General features: G+C 71.2%; 15 protein-coding genes and 2 pseudogenes. 15 read left to right on the plus strand and 2 right to left on the minus strand.

Annotated features, from left to right (window positions below; translation table 11 throughout):
- Positions 1-50: 50 nt before the first annotated feature.
- Together ACZ7PG_RS30200 and ACZ7PG_RS30205 are read right to left on the minus strand one after the other, a co-directional pair.
- Positions 51-215, minus strand: coding sequence for a hypothetical protein (locus tag ACZ7PG_RS30200; RefSeq protein WP_470242511.1), 165 nt, complete (start codon positions 213-215; stop codon positions 51-53).
- 137 nt (positions 216-352) lie between these two features.
- A pseudogene (locus ACZ7PG_RS30205) lies at positions 353-580 on the minus strand (Rieske 2Fe-2S domain-containing protein); the annotation flags it as partial.
- 338 nt (positions 581-918) lie between these two features.
- Here ACZ7PG_RS30205 and ACZ7PG_RS30210 point away from each other — a divergent pair.
- From ACZ7PG_RS30210 to ACZ7PG_RS30280, 15 genes and pseudogenes are all read left to right on the plus strand, one after another.
- Positions 919-1113 (plus strand): hypothetical protein, encoded by a 195-nt coding sequence (locus ACZ7PG_RS30210; RefSeq protein WP_470242512.1) that lies wholly within the window; start codon positions 919-921, stop codon positions 1111-1113.
- Positions 1114-1155: 42 nt separating this feature from the next.
- On the plus strand, positions 1156-1833 hold the full coding sequence (locus ACZ7PG_RS30215) for an ester cyclase (protein ID WP_470242513.1): 678 nt from the start codon (positions 1156-1158) through the stop codon (positions 1831-1833).
- Positions 1830-2699 (plus strand): helix-turn-helix transcriptional regulator, encoded by an 870-nt coding sequence (locus ACZ7PG_RS30220; RefSeq protein ID WP_470242514.1) that lies wholly within the window; start codon positions 1830-1832, stop codon positions 2697-2699. Before ACZ7PG_RS30215 ends, ACZ7PG_RS30220 begins: the two co-directional genes overlap by 4 nt.
- Before the next feature lie 157 nt (positions 2700-2856).
- Positions 2857-3135, plus strand: coding sequence for a Uma2 family endonuclease (locus ACZ7PG_RS30225; protein ID WP_470242515.1), 279 nt, complete (start codon positions 2857-2859; stop codon positions 3133-3135).
- A 453-nt stretch (positions 3136-3588) separates the two neighbouring features.
- Positions 3589-4734: an IS701 family transposase gene (locus tag ACZ7PG_RS30230; protein WP_470242516.1), complete on the plus strand. Its 1146-nt coding sequence runs from the start codon at positions 3589-3591 to the stop codon at positions 4732-4734.
- Between the two features lie 334 nt (positions 4735-5068).
- On the plus strand, positions 5069-6298 hold the full coding sequence (locus ACZ7PG_RS30235; RefSeq protein WP_470242517.1) for a PucR family transcriptional regulator: 1230 nt from the start codon (positions 5069-5071) through the stop codon (positions 6296-6298).
- Positions 6299-6418: 120 nt separating this feature from the next.
- Entirely contained in the window at positions 6419-7714 is a 1296-nt protein-coding gene (locus ACZ7PG_RS30240) for a 3-keto-5-aminohexanoate cleavage protein (protein ID WP_470242518.1), read from the plus strand.
- A 38-nt stretch (positions 7715-7752) separates the two neighbouring features.
- Positions 7753-8559 (plus strand): class I SAM-dependent DNA methyltransferase, encoded by an 807-nt coding sequence (locus ACZ7PG_RS30245; RefSeq protein ID WP_470242519.1) that lies wholly within the window; start codon positions 7753-7755, stop codon positions 8557-8559.
- Complete coding sequence (locus ACZ7PG_RS30250) at positions 8552-9235, plus strand: HAD family hydrolase (protein WP_470242520.1); 684 nt, start codon at positions 8552-8554, stop codon at positions 9233-9235. Before ACZ7PG_RS30245 ends, ACZ7PG_RS30250 begins: the two co-directional genes overlap by 8 nt.
- A 14-nt stretch (positions 9236-9249) precedes the next feature.
- Positions 9250-9690, plus strand: coding sequence for a discoidin domain-containing protein (locus tag ACZ7PG_RS30255; RefSeq protein WP_470242521.1), 441 nt, complete (start codon positions 9250-9252; stop codon positions 9688-9690).
- Between the two features lie 23 nt (positions 9691-9713).
- A complete protein-coding gene (locus ACZ7PG_RS30260; RefSeq protein WP_470242522.1) occupies positions 9714-10151 on the plus strand; it encodes a cupin domain-containing protein in 438 nt (145 codons plus the stop codon).
- A complete protein-coding gene (locus ACZ7PG_RS30265; RefSeq protein ID WP_470242523.1) occupies positions 10148-11458 on the plus strand; it encodes an aspartate aminotransferase family protein in 1311 nt (436 codons plus the stop codon). The genes ACZ7PG_RS30260 and ACZ7PG_RS30265 overlap by 4 nt, the downstream gene beginning before the upstream one ends.
- A gap of 29 nt (positions 11459-11487) precedes the next feature.
- The gene (locus ACZ7PG_RS30270; RefSeq protein WP_470242524.1) at positions 11488-12795 is read left to right on the plus strand and encodes an ATP-grasp domain-containing protein; all 1308 of its coding nucleotides are present in this window, start codon (positions 11488-11490) and stop codon (positions 12793-12795) included.
- The gene (locus ACZ7PG_RS30275) at positions 12792-14039 is read left to right on the plus strand and encodes an MFS transporter (protein ID WP_470242525.1); all 1248 of its coding nucleotides are present in this window, start codon (positions 12792-12794) and stop codon (positions 14037-14039) included. The genes ACZ7PG_RS30270 and ACZ7PG_RS30275 overlap by 4 nt, the downstream gene beginning before the upstream one ends.
- Positions 14036-15021, plus strand: a pseudogene (locus ACZ7PG_RS30280) (Ldh family oxidoreductase); the annotation flags it as partial. The gene ACZ7PG_RS30275 and the pseudogene ACZ7PG_RS30280, both read left to right, overlap by 4 nt.
- Positions 15022-15084 lie beyond the last annotated feature (63 nt).

The following is a 15084-nucleotide window of genomic DNA, read 5'->3' on the forward strand; positions in this document are numbered from 1 at the left end:
GGATGGAGGCCCAGACCTTGCACTCCTCGCCGCCCGGCATCAGCGCGTGGTTAGCGATACCCGACCGAGAAGTCGTTCCAGGACAAGGAATCGTTGGGGTTCCCGACGAACTTTCCCTCGTGCGGCACCGAGAAGTGCTGGAAGTCGAGGGTCTGCGCGGCGACCACCCACGGGTCGACAGCGAGGCGCTGGTCGAAGGCGGCCACGTGGTCCACCGAGGGCAAACCTGGCTCCGGCGGCGAAGCCACCGGGATCGGGAACAACGGGTCGGTCCCGTTGAACGCCCAGACGATTCCGTACTTTCCACGGTCGCGAAGCGGAACAGGCCGGCTTCCCGGCCCGGGCCAGCCGACCGGCATTGTCCGTCCATTCCGTACCGCCAGTCGTGGAAGGCGCACCGGATCCCCGCGCCGTCGAGGCTCCCCCCTGCCAGATCGGCGCCGAGGTGGACGCAGTACGCACTGAGCACCGCGACCTCGCCTCGGCCGAACGCACCGCGACCACCCGGCCGTCGAGAAACTCGGCACCCACGATCCCGCCCGAGCGCGGCAGGTCGGCGCTGAGGCAAACCGGGAACCAAGTCTGCGTGAACAACCCATCCTGTCCCTCGGCCGGGATCGGCGCCGCGCGCGGGCGCGGCCGGACGGACTCGATGATCGGCATACGTGGACTGCCCTTCCCAGTGACCACAGAACGGACGGGAGCCGACCCCAGTGTCGGCGGCTCTTCGTGGCCCGTCAAGGTCTGCTGTTTCGACAATCTCGGAGAACCCGAACCCGTGCCGCTGTGGTCAGATGGCTGTGATTCGACGACCGCCATCGACGTGGATTCGGGGGTTCTCGTGACATCCGACGCGAACCGGCCGGCCACCAACAGGGCCGTCGTGCAGGGGTGGTCGATGCCTGGAAAGTCCGGGACGTGCCAGCGATGATGCCTCGCTGGCCCCCGGAAGCAGTCCGCCACGACCGGGACGGCACCCTGCCGGCCGCCGAGATGCAGCGGTTCATCACCGCTTTTCTCGACATCCATATCGAAATCGAGGAATCGTCGCAGAGCGCGATCTCGTCGGCACGCGGCTCACCGTTTCGGCGACCTATTCCGGCCCGTACCTGAACATCGGGCCGGCCGCCGGCTGCGCGGTGCGGTTGCGCGCGGATGGGCAGGCCTGCTGCGGCTGGCCGACGGCAGAGCCGTCGAGCACTTGGGTGCGTTGACACGACCCCCTGCTCGAGCAGATTGGGCAGGTCTACCGGACCCTGCCCAACACCACGGCGTGACCACGGGAAGCGACGTGGACGAGTCGGCCCGGATGAAAGCCGAAGGCGAGGGCGAGGGCGCCGCCACCTCGGCGCCGCGCTGTTATCGAAGGATTTCGCGATGATCCAGGACGTCCTGGTCCCCGAGTTCGTCGACCACTTCGCCCCGCCGTGGGACCCGCCGGGCCGCGACGGCGTCGCGCACCGGTTCGGCCAGGCGGCGAACGCGCGGACGACGACTAAGGTCGAGGTGTTGGGTTCCATTCTGCAAAGCGATCTCCCGACCCAGGCGATCGAGCCGCACAGTTCGCACACCGGCGAGTTCATGGGCATTCCCGCGACCGGCAAGAGATTCGCCGTCGGCGGATCCAACACCTCCCGTTTCGACGGGAACCGGATCGTCGAGCACCGGGGCGTGTTCGATATCGCAAAGATCTCCGGTCTCCTCCGCGAAGCGCAGGGCGCCACGGGCGGATGGGCGTTGATGTGGCCTGACCCGGCGCGTCCGGCACCACACGGTCCTGGTCCTCCTGCCGCGGCCGGAGACGGCCTGCGACGACGTTGGGAGCGCTGGTGAAGACTCGGAAAGCCACCAGCAAGTCCGAGGACGCCCACCTGTGGGCGGTCGGGCAGGCGCTGCGGCGGATCAAGGCCGACCTCGGCAGTACGCATTCACTCGACGAGCTCGCGCGCGTCGCGTGCCTCAGCCCGTTCCACTTCCACCGGGTGTTCCGCCAGATCACTTCCGCCACCCCGGCGCGGTTCCTCGCGGCCCTGCGGATCGCCGAGGCCAAGCGGCTGCTGCTGGAGACGAAGGCCAATGTGACCACGATCTGCATGGACGTCGGGTACTCCAGCCTCGGCACCTTCACCACCCAGTTCACCCGGCTCGTCGGCACCTCGCCCCGATATTTCCGGCGGCTCGCTCGCGATCTCGCGGCCCTGCCGCTCGAGGAAGTGCTCGCCGGTTCCGTCCCGGTCGAACCGCGGCGGGGGCCGCCGCTGCGGATCCGGCTGAGCGGCCTGCCCGCCGGGCACCTGGCTCTCGTCGGGCTGTTCGAGTCGGGCATCCCCCAGGGGTGGCCGGCGGCCTGCACCCTCGTGCGCGGCACGGCCGAGGCGTATCTCCGGATCGGCGTGGACGGCAGCTACATGGCGCTCGTGATGAGCCTGCCCGCCGACGCCGCCGTCGAAGCCGCGCTGACCGAGGTCCGGCCCGACCAGTGCCGGGTCGGCTCCTGGGGCCCGGTTCACGTCCAGCGGGGCCGTCCGGCCGAGACCGACGTCGAGATCCTCCTCCGGCCACGCCGAGCCAACGACCCGCCGATCCTATCGGTCTCCCCGCTGCTCGCCGCCAGCCGCCGACTGCACGGGACAATCCCGAAGATGCGCGAACCCGAGCCACGACTGGCCGAGACCGACCAACGGGGAGGCGCCCGATGACGAACTCCGCGCCACGGCAGGGCCCGCTGGGTAAGCATCTGCCACCCGAAGTCGAACGACGGGCTCTACAACGTCGTCAACAAACCATTCACGAACAACGGCCAGATCGCTGCCGTCGACTCGGCGCCGAAGCGCAAGGCGAATTCACGGCCGTACAGTGAGCCCGTCCCTGCGCCCGCTGCACCAGAGCGTCGTCCCGCGTCTGCTCGCCGCGCTCACCCCGGTCTGCCCTGCGGACTGCGAGGTCCTGCCCGCCCCGCTGGACGTCGTCCTCGACGACCATACGGTGCTCATCCCCGACGTGCTCGTCGGCCGGCGCGACACGTTCACCGAGCGCGCTCTCGTCGGCGTTCCGGTGCTCGCCATCGAGGTCATCTCGCCGTCGAGCCGCCACATCGACCTGCACCTCAAGTTCTGCCGGATCCGGCCCGCGTAGTCGGTGGGCCGGGGCGGCATGAACTCGAGCGAGCGCCGGCGTTCCCGCAGCCAAGCGCTGCCGGACCGTGCGCGGGTGGCCGGCGCGCGGCGCGGGTACCGCGGCGGGCTGCCGCCGCGCCCGCCCGCCGCGGCGAAACGCTGGTCACGCCCGCGCCCTCAGCTGCCCGGTGGCCGCCACCAGGTTGGCCAGGGTCGCCCGGACCTCCGGGTAGCCGCGGACATGGCGGCGTTCACCCGAGAAGCGGCCGCCGAAGTTTCGGCATGCCTGACCGGTGGCCGGGCCACACTCGGTGGTGGCCCACACCGCGTGATCGGCCGAACGCGAATTTCACTCATGGTGGCGTCTCCACCTGCCGGTTCCCCACTTCGGTCCCGGCCCCACCTGGCTCCTCATCCTCCACTCCACGACGGTGGGGTGACGGGAATGGGGAGCCGGGAGACGAGGGTGGAGATGCGGGCCAGTCAGCACATCGAACGGAGAACGAACGACAGACCGGCGTGGGACGAGGCCGCCGTCGACGAGCTGTGCGTGGAGCTGCTGCGGTCGTTGCCGAGAACCGATCAGCGCGCGAAAGGCACTCGATACGTCCACGGGCTGCTGCGCACACCCGGTCGCAAGACGATGCGGAACATCGCGGCCGAGCTCGGCGGCGACGCCACCGAGCAGAACATCCACCACTTCATCAGTGACTCCACCTGGAACTGGGAGCCGGTCCGCCACGCCCTCGCCGAGCACGTGCTGCGGCGCGCCACCCCGCGAGCCTGGGTACTGCGGCCGGTCACGATCCCGAAGAGCGGCCGGCACTCCGTCGGGGTGGGCCGCCGGTTCGAGCCGACGGCCGGGCAGGTGCTGGCGGGTCAGCACGCGGCCGGTGTCTGGGCGGCTTCGGACGGCTTCACCGCGCCGGTCAACTGGCGGCTCCACCTGCCGAAAGCCTGGGTGGAGGACAGCGGCCGCCGAGCCCGGGCGAGCATCCCGGAGAGCACCTGCGTGGAAACGCTCTCCGGCTGCACGGTCAGCGCTTTCACCGCCGTCGCGAAGCAGTGGTCCTTGCCGGACCTGCCCGTCGTCCTCGACGCCCGGCAAGCGGACGCCGGCGCCACGATCCGGCGGCTGCGCGCCCTCGGCCGGCCCTTGCTGGCCCGGGTCGGTGAGGACCTGCCGTTCGTCGTCACGGACGCCGCGATGACCGCACACAGCCCCGAGCCGATCCCCGCGCGCGACATCCTCGCTTCCGCCGCGCACCTGGGCCGCGGCGTTCCGGCCCGGAGCCGGCTCGTCACCACGAGGGTGCGGGTGCGACCGCCGGTACACGGGGACGACTTGCTGCTGTTCGGGATCTCGGAGCCCACCGGCCGGCTGGTGCAGGTGTGGCTGACCGACCGGATCGCCGCCCCGACCGCCGACCTCCTGTACCTGTCGCGTCTCGTCGAGCGCGTCGACCGCGACGTCTCGGCCATCGCCGCGCCGGTCGGCATCCGCGACTACGCCGGCCGGTCCTTCGCGGGCTGGCACCGCCACGCCACGCTCGTTTCGATCGCCCATGCGATCCGTTCGCTCGGCGCGGACGTCGCGCTTCCCTGCCCCGCCCGTTGATTTCGTTCGGCCGACCGGAAATAGCCCGGTACCACCGAACCGACGATATCTGCCACCCGAATGGGCCATTATTCCCGATGTAGCATGGAACGCCGGGGAGCGCGAGCGGGGTGGGCTCGAGCGCCGGAGCCGTCGCGCAGGCTCGGCCGGGCACGGGATTTGGGGGAACGGCACACTGATGTCTGCCGACCGAAACAAGGGTGATCGGGACGCGACCGGGGATCGCCGGATTCAGCACACGCCCCCGGAACGGAGTGTCCTGAACTCGCTGGGTGATCTCACCGGAATTGCCGGAGAGAATGTCCGAAATCTCGAAAACATCACCGCGACGGCGGTGGAATTGAATGATCGGCTCACCGCGCTGGAAAACGGGCTCCGCCGAGCCCGTCAGCTGAACGAGGAGCACGCCGAACTGCTCGACGAAGTGCTCGCCGAGCCGGACCTGGACGGCGTCGCCAAGCAGGTGGCGCGGAGGATTCACGGGGATGTCGTGATCTGCGGGCCCGACGGTGCCGTCCTGTCGGCGTCGGGTGAGCGGCTGCCCGAAGTCGAGAAAGCCGTCGCGGCCGGGGCGGTGGCCGCGCACACCGACCGGTCGCCCGTGTGGCTGGCCGACGCCCGGGTGGCGATTCCGGTCGTCGCGGGGAACGAAGGCGTCGGCACCATCGTCGCCCGGCCGGGTGGCACCGAGGAGATCGACCGGGAACGCCTGCGCATGTTCGCCCAGGCGGCCGCGGTGGCGTTCCTGGTCCAGCGGCGGACCGGCGCCGTCAGCGGCCCGGATCGGGACGAACTGCTCGACGAGGTACTGGGCGGCTCGCCCATCCCACCGGGTCAGCTCGACCGTCGCGCACGTCGGCTCGGGATGAACCTGCGCGAGCCCTACCTCGTGGTGATCGCCCGGCCGGAGGAGAAGTCGCACGGCCAGATGCTGATCTGGGCGTCGTCGTTCACCCATCGCGCGGGTGGCCTGCGGAGCATGCGCGACGGCGCGGCGGTGCTGGTGGTCCCCGGCACCGACGCGAGCGCGACCGCACGCGTGGTCCGCGACGAGCTGACCGCCCTGCTCGACACGCCGGTGACCGTCGGCGCGGCCGGGCCCGCGTCGGACCCCGGCTCGATCCTGTCCGAGTACCGGCAAGCGAGCCGGTGCCTCGATGCGATCACCGCGCTCGGCGGCGCGGGCAACGCCGCCTCGACCGGCCAGCTCGGTTTCGTCGGTCTCCTGCTCTCCGACACGCCGGACGTCGGCGATTTCGTCCGGCGGACGATCGGGCCGGTGGTGCGCTACGACGCCGAGCGCCACACCCACCTGCTCGAGACGATCACCGCGTACTTCGACGCCGGAGGCAGCCCCACCTATGCCGCCGACCGGCTCTACGTCCACCCGAACACGGTGGCCCGGCGCCTCGAGCGCGTGGCGGAGCTGCTCGGCGACGACTGGCAGAAGCCGGAGCGAGCGGTCGACCTGCAACTGGCCCTGCGGATCCAGCGCATACGCGACCTGATGTCCCGGCCCGCCACCGGTGCGGGCACCGGGATGTCCGGTCCCGGACGCGGTTGACCTGACAAACTGCCGCACGTGCAGTCGCACGCCCGTTCGGATCCGTCGTAGGGTTTCCTCATCGCCATTTGACCATTACTAGCGGCGTCCGGGTATTCGCCGGACGCTTGGGGGCGAATAGTGGAATCCACCACGGATGGGAAGTCCCTGGTTCTGGGCTGCGCGTCGACCGGCGCCAAGTTCACGCCGGCCAACCACCGGCTCACCGGGGACGCTCTCCTGGACGAAATCTGCAGCGGCGGCACGATCAAGACGTCGCCCTCGGCGTTGCTCGCCGAAGCGGAAGCGTTGCACGGCATGGGATGCCGGTACTACCACTACCACGCGAGGAATCGGAGGACGCACGAGCAGACCACCAGCAACGAGGTCTACCGGGAGATCAGCCGCGAGCTCCAGCGCCGCTGCCCCGACCTCCTGATCAGTTTCGGCGCGAGCCGCAACGGTGCCGAGGTGCGGGAAAGCATCGCCCGCTTCGGGGAATGGGAACGCGTCAGCCAGTGCGGGCTTCCGCTGCACCTCGGCGGAGCGCACTTCGTCACCATTCAATCCGCGGTCGAACTCCAGCTGATGTGCGAACTGGAGCGTCAGTTCGGTGATAGGCCGGCCGACGCGGTCGACAGTGCGCGGTTCGCCGAGGCGGTCCTCGCTTACCGGCCGTCGGATCAGCTGACGTCGTCCGATCTCGACACCTATTCGACGAGCAAGGGCGCCGACTACGGCCGGACTTCGCCGGCCATCCAGTTCGAGGTCTACCGGAGCGCGATCGAGGCGCGGTGCCGGCTGGGCCTGTTCCACGAGGTGGAGTGGGTGCAGTTCCCGCGCAGCCACGCCATGTCGCGGTACGCCGTGGAACACCCTCTGCTGCGCCTGGGAAGCAGCGGCCAGCTCAACGTGACCATCCTCTTCGGGTTCTCCCCGCGGCTGCCGTTCCCGGACAGCTACGTGGAGTTCAAACGAGTCGTGGCCGCCGCGAAGAGCCTCGAACACGACCTCGCCGAACCCGGCGTCCAGAAACGCCACGTGACGGTCACAGTGGGCGCGGCGGTCCTGCCCCAGCAGGCCGCCGATCACTTCGCACCGCTCGATGTCGGCCCTCGCACCGGCCAACGGGCTTGCGCGCTGCGCAGGCTGGCCACCTACGCGTGTCAACCCGACAGCGACGTGGACATCCTGCGGTTCGGCATGGAAGACAGCCCCTACGCGGTGGACGGCGACGGCGAAGTGCGCCTGGCGGGGAACACCGAGCTGGCCGAAATACTGCTTCACGAGCTGGCGGTCAACGGTGCCCGGGTCGAAACCGGCACCCAGGCGGTCGCCGAGCGGCTGGGCCTGAACTGGATCAGCCAGAGCGTCCTGCGCGAGCAGCGGCGCCGCCCGCTCGGCCGGCCGGTGGACCGGCCGCTCCAGTTCGCCTGAACCGTTTCCCGTCCCCGGAAAGGAGAGCCGGACCGGTCATGCCCTTTTACGACCCGGAGTTCTACGACGACCTCGCCGACACCTACCACCGGATGTACGAGGACTGGTGGAGCTTCGCCGTGCGCTACACCGAACCCATCGCGACGGCGCTCGCCGGAGCGGGGATCGAGCCTCCCGCCGAGGTTCTCGACTGCACCTGCGGCATCGGGACGCAAGCACTGCCTCTCGCCGGCCGGGGCTACCGGGTCACGGGATCCGACCTCAGCGGCCGCGCCGTCGAACGGGCCGGCCGGGAGGCCGCGGCCCGCGAGCTCGACGCGCGGTTCGTGACCGGCGACGTCCGCCACGTCGACGAGCACGTGGGCGGGACGTTCGACGCCGCGATCTCGGGCGCGAACTCCCTCACGCACCTGCTCACCGACGAAGACCTGCGGCAGGCGCTGACGGCCGTCCGCCGGTGCCTGCGCCCGTCGGGCGTTTTCGTCGCCACCATCCGCGACTACGACGAGGTCCTCCGGGACGAGGCACCAGGGCTGATGCCGGAGCTGTTCGGCAAGGGCGACGACCGCAGCGTCATCACCCAGGCCTGGGACTGGGCCGAGGACCGGCGGACCTTGACCACCATCCACATCCTCACCCTCAAGAACCGCGGCCGGCCGGGCTGGGACACGACCGTCCGGACCACCGACTACCGCGTGCTGCGGCGCGCCGAGTTCGACGCCGCGCTGGCCGCGACCGGCTTCGGCGACATCCGCTGGTACTTCCCGGACGAGAGCGGCCACTACCAGCCGATGGTCGCGGCGCGCGTTCGTCCTGATCGGACAGAGGAGAGCGTTCATGGCTGAAATCGACGGGATCTGCTTCGACCTGTTCTCGACCCTGGTCCACAAGAAACCGGGCAACCCGTTCTTCGGGCGAGTGGCCGCCGACCTCGGCCTGGACCTCGCTCGGTGGAAGCCCGCCTACGACGAGCTCCACGACGAAACCATGGCGTCGATCGTTCCGGGCATCGTGGCGCGCATCGTGCTGTCCGCCAAGACCACCGAGGTCCGGGTGTCACCGGACGCGGCCGGCGCCGCCGTCGAACGCCACTTCGCCGCCTTCGTGGCGAGCACGCAGGTCGACCCGCAGGCGGTACCGCTGCTCGACCGGCTCCGCACGGGAGGCACGTCACTGGCGCTGGTGACGAACGCCTCCGACCACGCCGAGTGGCTGTTCGACCGGCTCGGCCTGCGCGAATGGTTCGACGTCACCGTGTTCTCCCACCGCGTCGGACGCCTGAAGCCACACCCGGAGATGTACCGGCGCGCGATCGACAGGCTCGGCATCGCCGCTTCGCACTGCGCGTTCGTCGGCGACGGCCAGCACGACGAACTGCGCGGAGCCCGCGAAAGCGGCTTGACCACCGTGCTCGTCGATCGCCGGCTGCCGCACACCGAGGCGGCCCGCGCCCACGCCGACTTCGTCGTCCGCGACCTCGCCGACGTCGACGCCGTCCTCGCCACGGTCAGCACCGTCTAGGAGGGAAAGCCGACATGCCCCTCATCGAAACCTGCCGCGTAACGGATTCTTCCGGCTGCCACCGCTACGACTTCTGGAACGAGCAGTTCCTCCTCGACGGCAGCCCGCACACCGGGTGGAGCTCGCCCAGCCGCAACGAATCGCGTCCCGAGCACCTCGACTTCGACCTCGGCGGACTCCGCGTGCCCACGCGCATCCGGCTCCAGCGGCGGCCCGTACCCGTGATCCGCACCGGGTTCCCGCGGGCGATCCGCGTGATCGCGCTCCCCGACGAGGGCGGCGAGAAGACGGTGCTGGTCGCCGACGACGTCGACGTCGACGCGGGCGCCTGGTTCGACAGAGAGCTCGAGCCGGTCGCGACGCGCCGGGTGCGGCTGGAGACCTCCGGGGTGGCGATCCGGTCCAGCGGCAAGTACTTCACGCAGCTCATGCAGGTGCAGTTCCTCGAAGCGTGACCACGACCGGAAGAGGTGTTCAGATGACGTTGCGCACGTTCACCGTGCCCACCACGCCGTGTACCGACAGCGTGGCTCGCAAGCTCGGGCTCTTCGCCAGCGAACGCATGCAGGCGGCGGCCTGGCGGCTGGCGCCCGGCCAGGACATTTCCGCGCGGATGCACCCCCGGGCCGACGGGATGGTCGTGGTGCTGCAGGGCCGGGGCGAGTTCCAGGTCTTCGACGAGACCGAGCCGGCCCCCGCGGGCTGCTACGTCCCGTCCGCCCACTACCCCCTCGACGCACCGCCCAAGCGTCCACTGCCCGAGCCCACCCGGCACGACATCGGCCCCGGGTCCGTCGGCGTGGCCCCCGCCGGGCTCTACTACGGGCTGGTCAACACCGGGGACGACGTCCTCGTGGCCGTCACCGTGACCGCCTCGGACACCAGCGGGACTTCGTGGACGGTGCGGGCCTCGTGACCGGGCACGCCATGCCGGGCGCCGGCACCGCCACGGACATCGACGACGCGTGGGTGCTCGATACCCTGCGCCGCCACGAACCCGCGACGATGCACACGCAGCACCCCGTGGTGTGGCACCACGCCCACGGCAGCCGCGTCTTCGACCGGCACGGCCGGTCGTGGCTCGACTGGACGAGCGGGATCCTCACCGCCAACGCGGGACACGGGCGAGCCGAAGTGGCCGACGCGATCGCCGAACAGGCTCGCCAAGGCCTGTTGCACGCCTACATGTTCCCCACCGAGGTGCGCGCCCGCGTGGTCCGCGCGCTGAGCGAGCTCACCGGGTTCCCGCAGTGCGTCCTGTACACCACGGGAGCGGAGGCGGTCGAAGGGTCGTTGAAGATCGCCCGCCGCTACGCCCGGGCGCGGGGGCGGCGCGCCGCCATCGTCACCTTCGACGGCGCCTTCCACGGCCGGACCCTGGGCGCCCAGCTCGCCGGCGGGCTCCCCGCCCAGCGCGACTGGGCACCGGAGTGCGACGACGTGTTCGTCCGGGTTCCCTTCCCCGCCCTCGGCGAGCCGTGGACGCCGGCGTCGCTCGAGGCGGAGTTGCACGCGGTCGGCGCGCGCCCCGAAGACGTCGCCTGCGTGCTGGGCGAGCTGTACCAGGGCTCGACGTTGCGCGTGCTGGACCCGGCGGCCGCGGTGAAGCTGCGCGACTGGTGCACCCGGGTGGGGGCGCTGCTGGTGTTCGACGAGATCCAGTCGGGCTTCGGCCGGACCGGCACGCTCTTCGCCTGCGAGCAGGCCGGGGTCCGCCCCGATCTCCTGCTGTGCGCCAAGGGTCTTTCCGGTTCGCTGCCGGTGTCGGCGGTCCTCGTCGGGGACCCGCGCTTCACCGAAGGTCTCCGGCCGGGCGAGCTCACGAGCACCCACAGCGGCAACCCCGTCGCGCTCGCCGCCACCGAGGCCAACCTCGCGCTCTTCGCCGACGGGCGCCTCGTCGCCCACGCCGCCGAGCGCGGCCGGCAGCTCGCCGCGGGGCTGTCCGGCTGGGCGGCGCGACGACCGGACCGGCGCCGGGTCGTCGGCGCCATCGGCATGGTGGCCGGCATCGCGTTCACCACGCCGGACGGTGCCTTCGACCCGCCGACGGCCCGGCGCGTGGTGACCGAGTGCGTCGACCACGGCCTGCTGATGTGCGTCCCGTCCACCTTGGGCGGAGCGATGGCCAAGATCATGCCCCCGCTCACCACGACCGAGGCGGAGCTGGCCGAAGGGCTGGCCATCTTCCGCGCGGCCTCCGACACCGACCGGCACGACTGACCCACCCCACGACGACGGAGCGGAAATTCATGGGTACCACCGGGAAGACTCCGGGTTTCATCGTCCTGAGCGACCTGTCCAAGATCGGCCCGTACCTGACGGAGCTGCGCGCTCGAGGCGTCGCCGTCCTGGCCGTCTCCCAGCCACGGGGATCGGCCATGGTCCAGCGCGGTCTCGAGCTGCTCGGCACCGCCGGCCATCCCTTCGCCGGCCTCGCCGACGTCGCACTGCACGACGGCGGCGACCTGAGCGGCATCGTCGACCGGGCGACGCGCTGGGCGGCGGCCTACGACATCACCGGCGTGCTGGTCGCCGCCGAGGTCTACGTCGAGGCCGGCCAGGTCATCAGCGACCTGTTCGGCCTGCCCGGTCCGGGCCAGCGGGCGGCGCGGGTCTGCCGCAACAAGCTCCTGCAACGCCGCTACCTCGCCGAGTGGAGCCCGAAGTCGGTGCTCGTCAGCGGACCGGCGGGCGCGACCTACGACGGGCCGTTCCCCGCCGCGGTCAAGCCGCTCGACCGCGAGTCCAGCATCGGCGTCCGCCTGGTCGACGACGCGGCCGCGCTCACCGGGATCGTCGAGAACCTCGATCCGGGTAGCCGGATCCTCGTCGAGGAGCGCGTGCCCGGCCGGGAGTACAACGTGGACTCCATCGTGCTCGACGGCAAACCGATCGTGACGCTGCTGACCCAGAAGGGGACCAACGAGGAGTCGACCGAGTTCTTCGTCGAACTGGTCCACACGACTCCACCGGCCAACCTCGACGAGCGGGAGGCCGGTCTCATCACCGATGCCCAGCACGGCGTCGTGGACCGGCTCGCCTTCGAAACCGGCTTCGCCCACGCCGAATACCGGATCACCGACGAGGGCCGCGTGGTGCTGATGGAGATCGCGGCCCGCGCGCCGGGCGACGCCTGCCTGCCCCTGTACCACCTCGCGACCGGCCAGGCCGTCGAGCCGGTGCTGATCGACGCGGCCATGGGCCGTCCGACCGGCTACCAGCCGGCGTTCCGGCGGCGAGGCCGTCAGGTCTACTTCGAGCACGTCCCGGGAACGCTGCTCGACGTCCACGCGGAAGGGACCGGCGAGGTACGCCCACGCTGGCTCGCCGACACCACCGGCATCTGGCCGCCGCTGCGACCGGTCGAGGAGCACGCGCCGCCCACGCTGCACGAGCTGTTCGTGCTCAAGAAGCGTGGCGACCGGCTCCTGCCGATCACCGAGTCGTCGAACCGGGCCATCACGGCCATCTTCGACGCACCGCTCGACGCCGACATCGACGCCGTCGAAGCCGGGGTGCGCCGGTCGGTCACGATCGAGACCGAGCCGGCTCGATGACCGGACTGTCCGAAGTCCCTCCGGTGGCCGCGGAGAAGAGCCGCGGCGAACCGGTGGTCAAGGTGCTGGCCTGGGACAACCTGCTGGGCAGCCTCGGCCAGTACAGCGTGGTCCCGGCGCTCGGCGTCCTGATCGCAACTCAGGACCCGGGCGCCGGGCCGGGAGCGGTGGGCGCGGGGCTCTTCCTCTACTTCGCGACCGTCGGCCTCGCCTCGCTCGCGGTCAACCACTGGCTCCCCCGGTTCCGCTACCGCACGATCCTGTGGGCGAGCTGGCTGCTGGCCACCGCGGGCTTCGCGCTGCTGGCGCTGCTGCACACTTTCGCCCTGCTCATGGTCGCGCTGCTGATCGCCGGGTTCGGCGTGAGCGTGCACCACGTGCTGGCGCGCGTCCTCATCGCCGAACGCACCACCGGGGACGTCGAGCGGAACCGGGCGTACTCGTGGATGAACATCGCGCTCAACGTCGGCGGCGCGGCCGGTCCGTTCATCGCGAGCCTGCTCTACGTCGCCGGCGACGCGCGTCCCCTGATGGTCGCCGTGGCCGCCTGCTACCTGCTCGCCTCGGCCGTCCTGATCCGGTGGCTGCCCGCCGGGCTCCGACCGACCCCGACGCCGACGGCCTGGCCGCTCAACCGGGCCGGGCTGAAGTCGGTCCTGCGGCAGCCGGTGGCCTGGCGCACAGTCGTCATCGCGACGCTCGCGACCTTCCTCTACGCGCAGTTCTACTCGGCGTTCGCGCTGCTGGTCGCCGACCGGATCACGACACCGCTGATGCGGGCGGCCCTGCTGTCGGGCCCGGCCGTCGCGATCGTCGTCCTCCAGTCGTCGGTCACCGCGGTGGTCGCCGCGCTCCTGCGACGTGGCGCACGGCCGATGCCGCTGCTCGGCGGGGCCACCGTGGTCTTCGGCGTCTCCATGGTCTCGCTGGGTTCGAGTCTCCCGGTGCTCTCGGCCTGTCTGCTCGCCGTCGCGCTCTTCGCGCTGGCGGAGATGGTCTTCACCCCCATGCTCAACACCGCGTTCGCGGCACTTCCGTTCCCGACTTCGCTCGAGCGGCTCAACTTCCGGCAGGTCTGCTGGACGGCGGGCGAGGCACTGGGGTCGCTGTGCGGCGGCACGCTCTTCCTGGTGCTCGGCGCCCGCGGGCTGGACCGGCTGTACTGGGCAGGCCTCGCGGCCGTCTCGGTCGTCGTGACCGTGCCCCTGCTCATCCCGCGCCGCTCACCGAGGAGTGCGTCATGACCCGCCACGAAACGGCCCGGCGTCTCGTCGGCGCCGGTGAACTGACCGGTTTCACCGCCACCGCCCTGCGCGCGGCGGGAGCCCGGCGCACGGACGCCGAGGTCACCGCGGACGTCCTGGTCTCCGCCGACCTCGGCGGGGTCGAAAGCCACGGCGTCGCCCGGTTGCGGCGCTACGTCGAAGGCCTCCGGGACGGCATGATCGACGCCGGTGCCGTCCCGGAGGTCGTCCAGGACAACGGCGGGGTGTGCGTTGTGGACGCTCACAACGGCCTCGGGCAGCCGGCGCTGTGCACGGCCGTCGATCTCGCCGCTGACCGCGCCCGCGCCACCGGTGTCTCCGTCGCGCTGGTGCGGCGGTCCAACCACATGGGCATCGCGGGCTGGTTCGCCGAGCGAGCCGCTCGCACGGGCGTGCTCGCGGTCGTGACCACCAACGCCGTGCCGCAGGTCGCGCCGATAGGTGTCCGCGAACCCATGTTCGGCACCAACCCGCTGTGCTACGCCGTGCCGACGAGCCAGGGACCGATCTGCTTCGACGGCGCCACCAGCGTCGTGTCACGCGGGAAGCTCGAGCAGCTCGGCCGCACGGGCGGGGCGATGCGGCCCGGCTGGGCGCTGGATCCGCCGGCCGCCCGGCCACCGACGTCCGCGGGACCGTCGACGGCCTCATTGGCCGGAGCGGGCATGCGCTGCTGCCCCTCGGCGGCGGCAGCCAGGACCACGGCGGGCACAAGGGTTCCGGGTTCGCCCTGCTCGTCGAGCTTCTCTGCGGCCCGCTCGCCGGGGCGCGGTGGAGCCGGCACACCTACGAAGACGGCGAAGCAGGCGTCGGCCATTTCGTGCTCTGCCTCCGTCTCGACGCCGTCGGCGATCCGGCGGTGGTCGACGCGCACCTCGCGGAGCTGGGCCGCGAAATCCGGGAAGGCAGCCCGGTCGACGCCGGGAACCCACCGCGGCTGCCCGGCGACCGACGACGCCGGCTCGCCGACCGGCGCCGGACCTACGGCGTGCCCGTCCTCGAGTCCGTCCTGACCGAGCTCCGG

It is taken from the genome of Amycolatopsis sp. NPDC114504 (genome assembly GCF_055633595.1).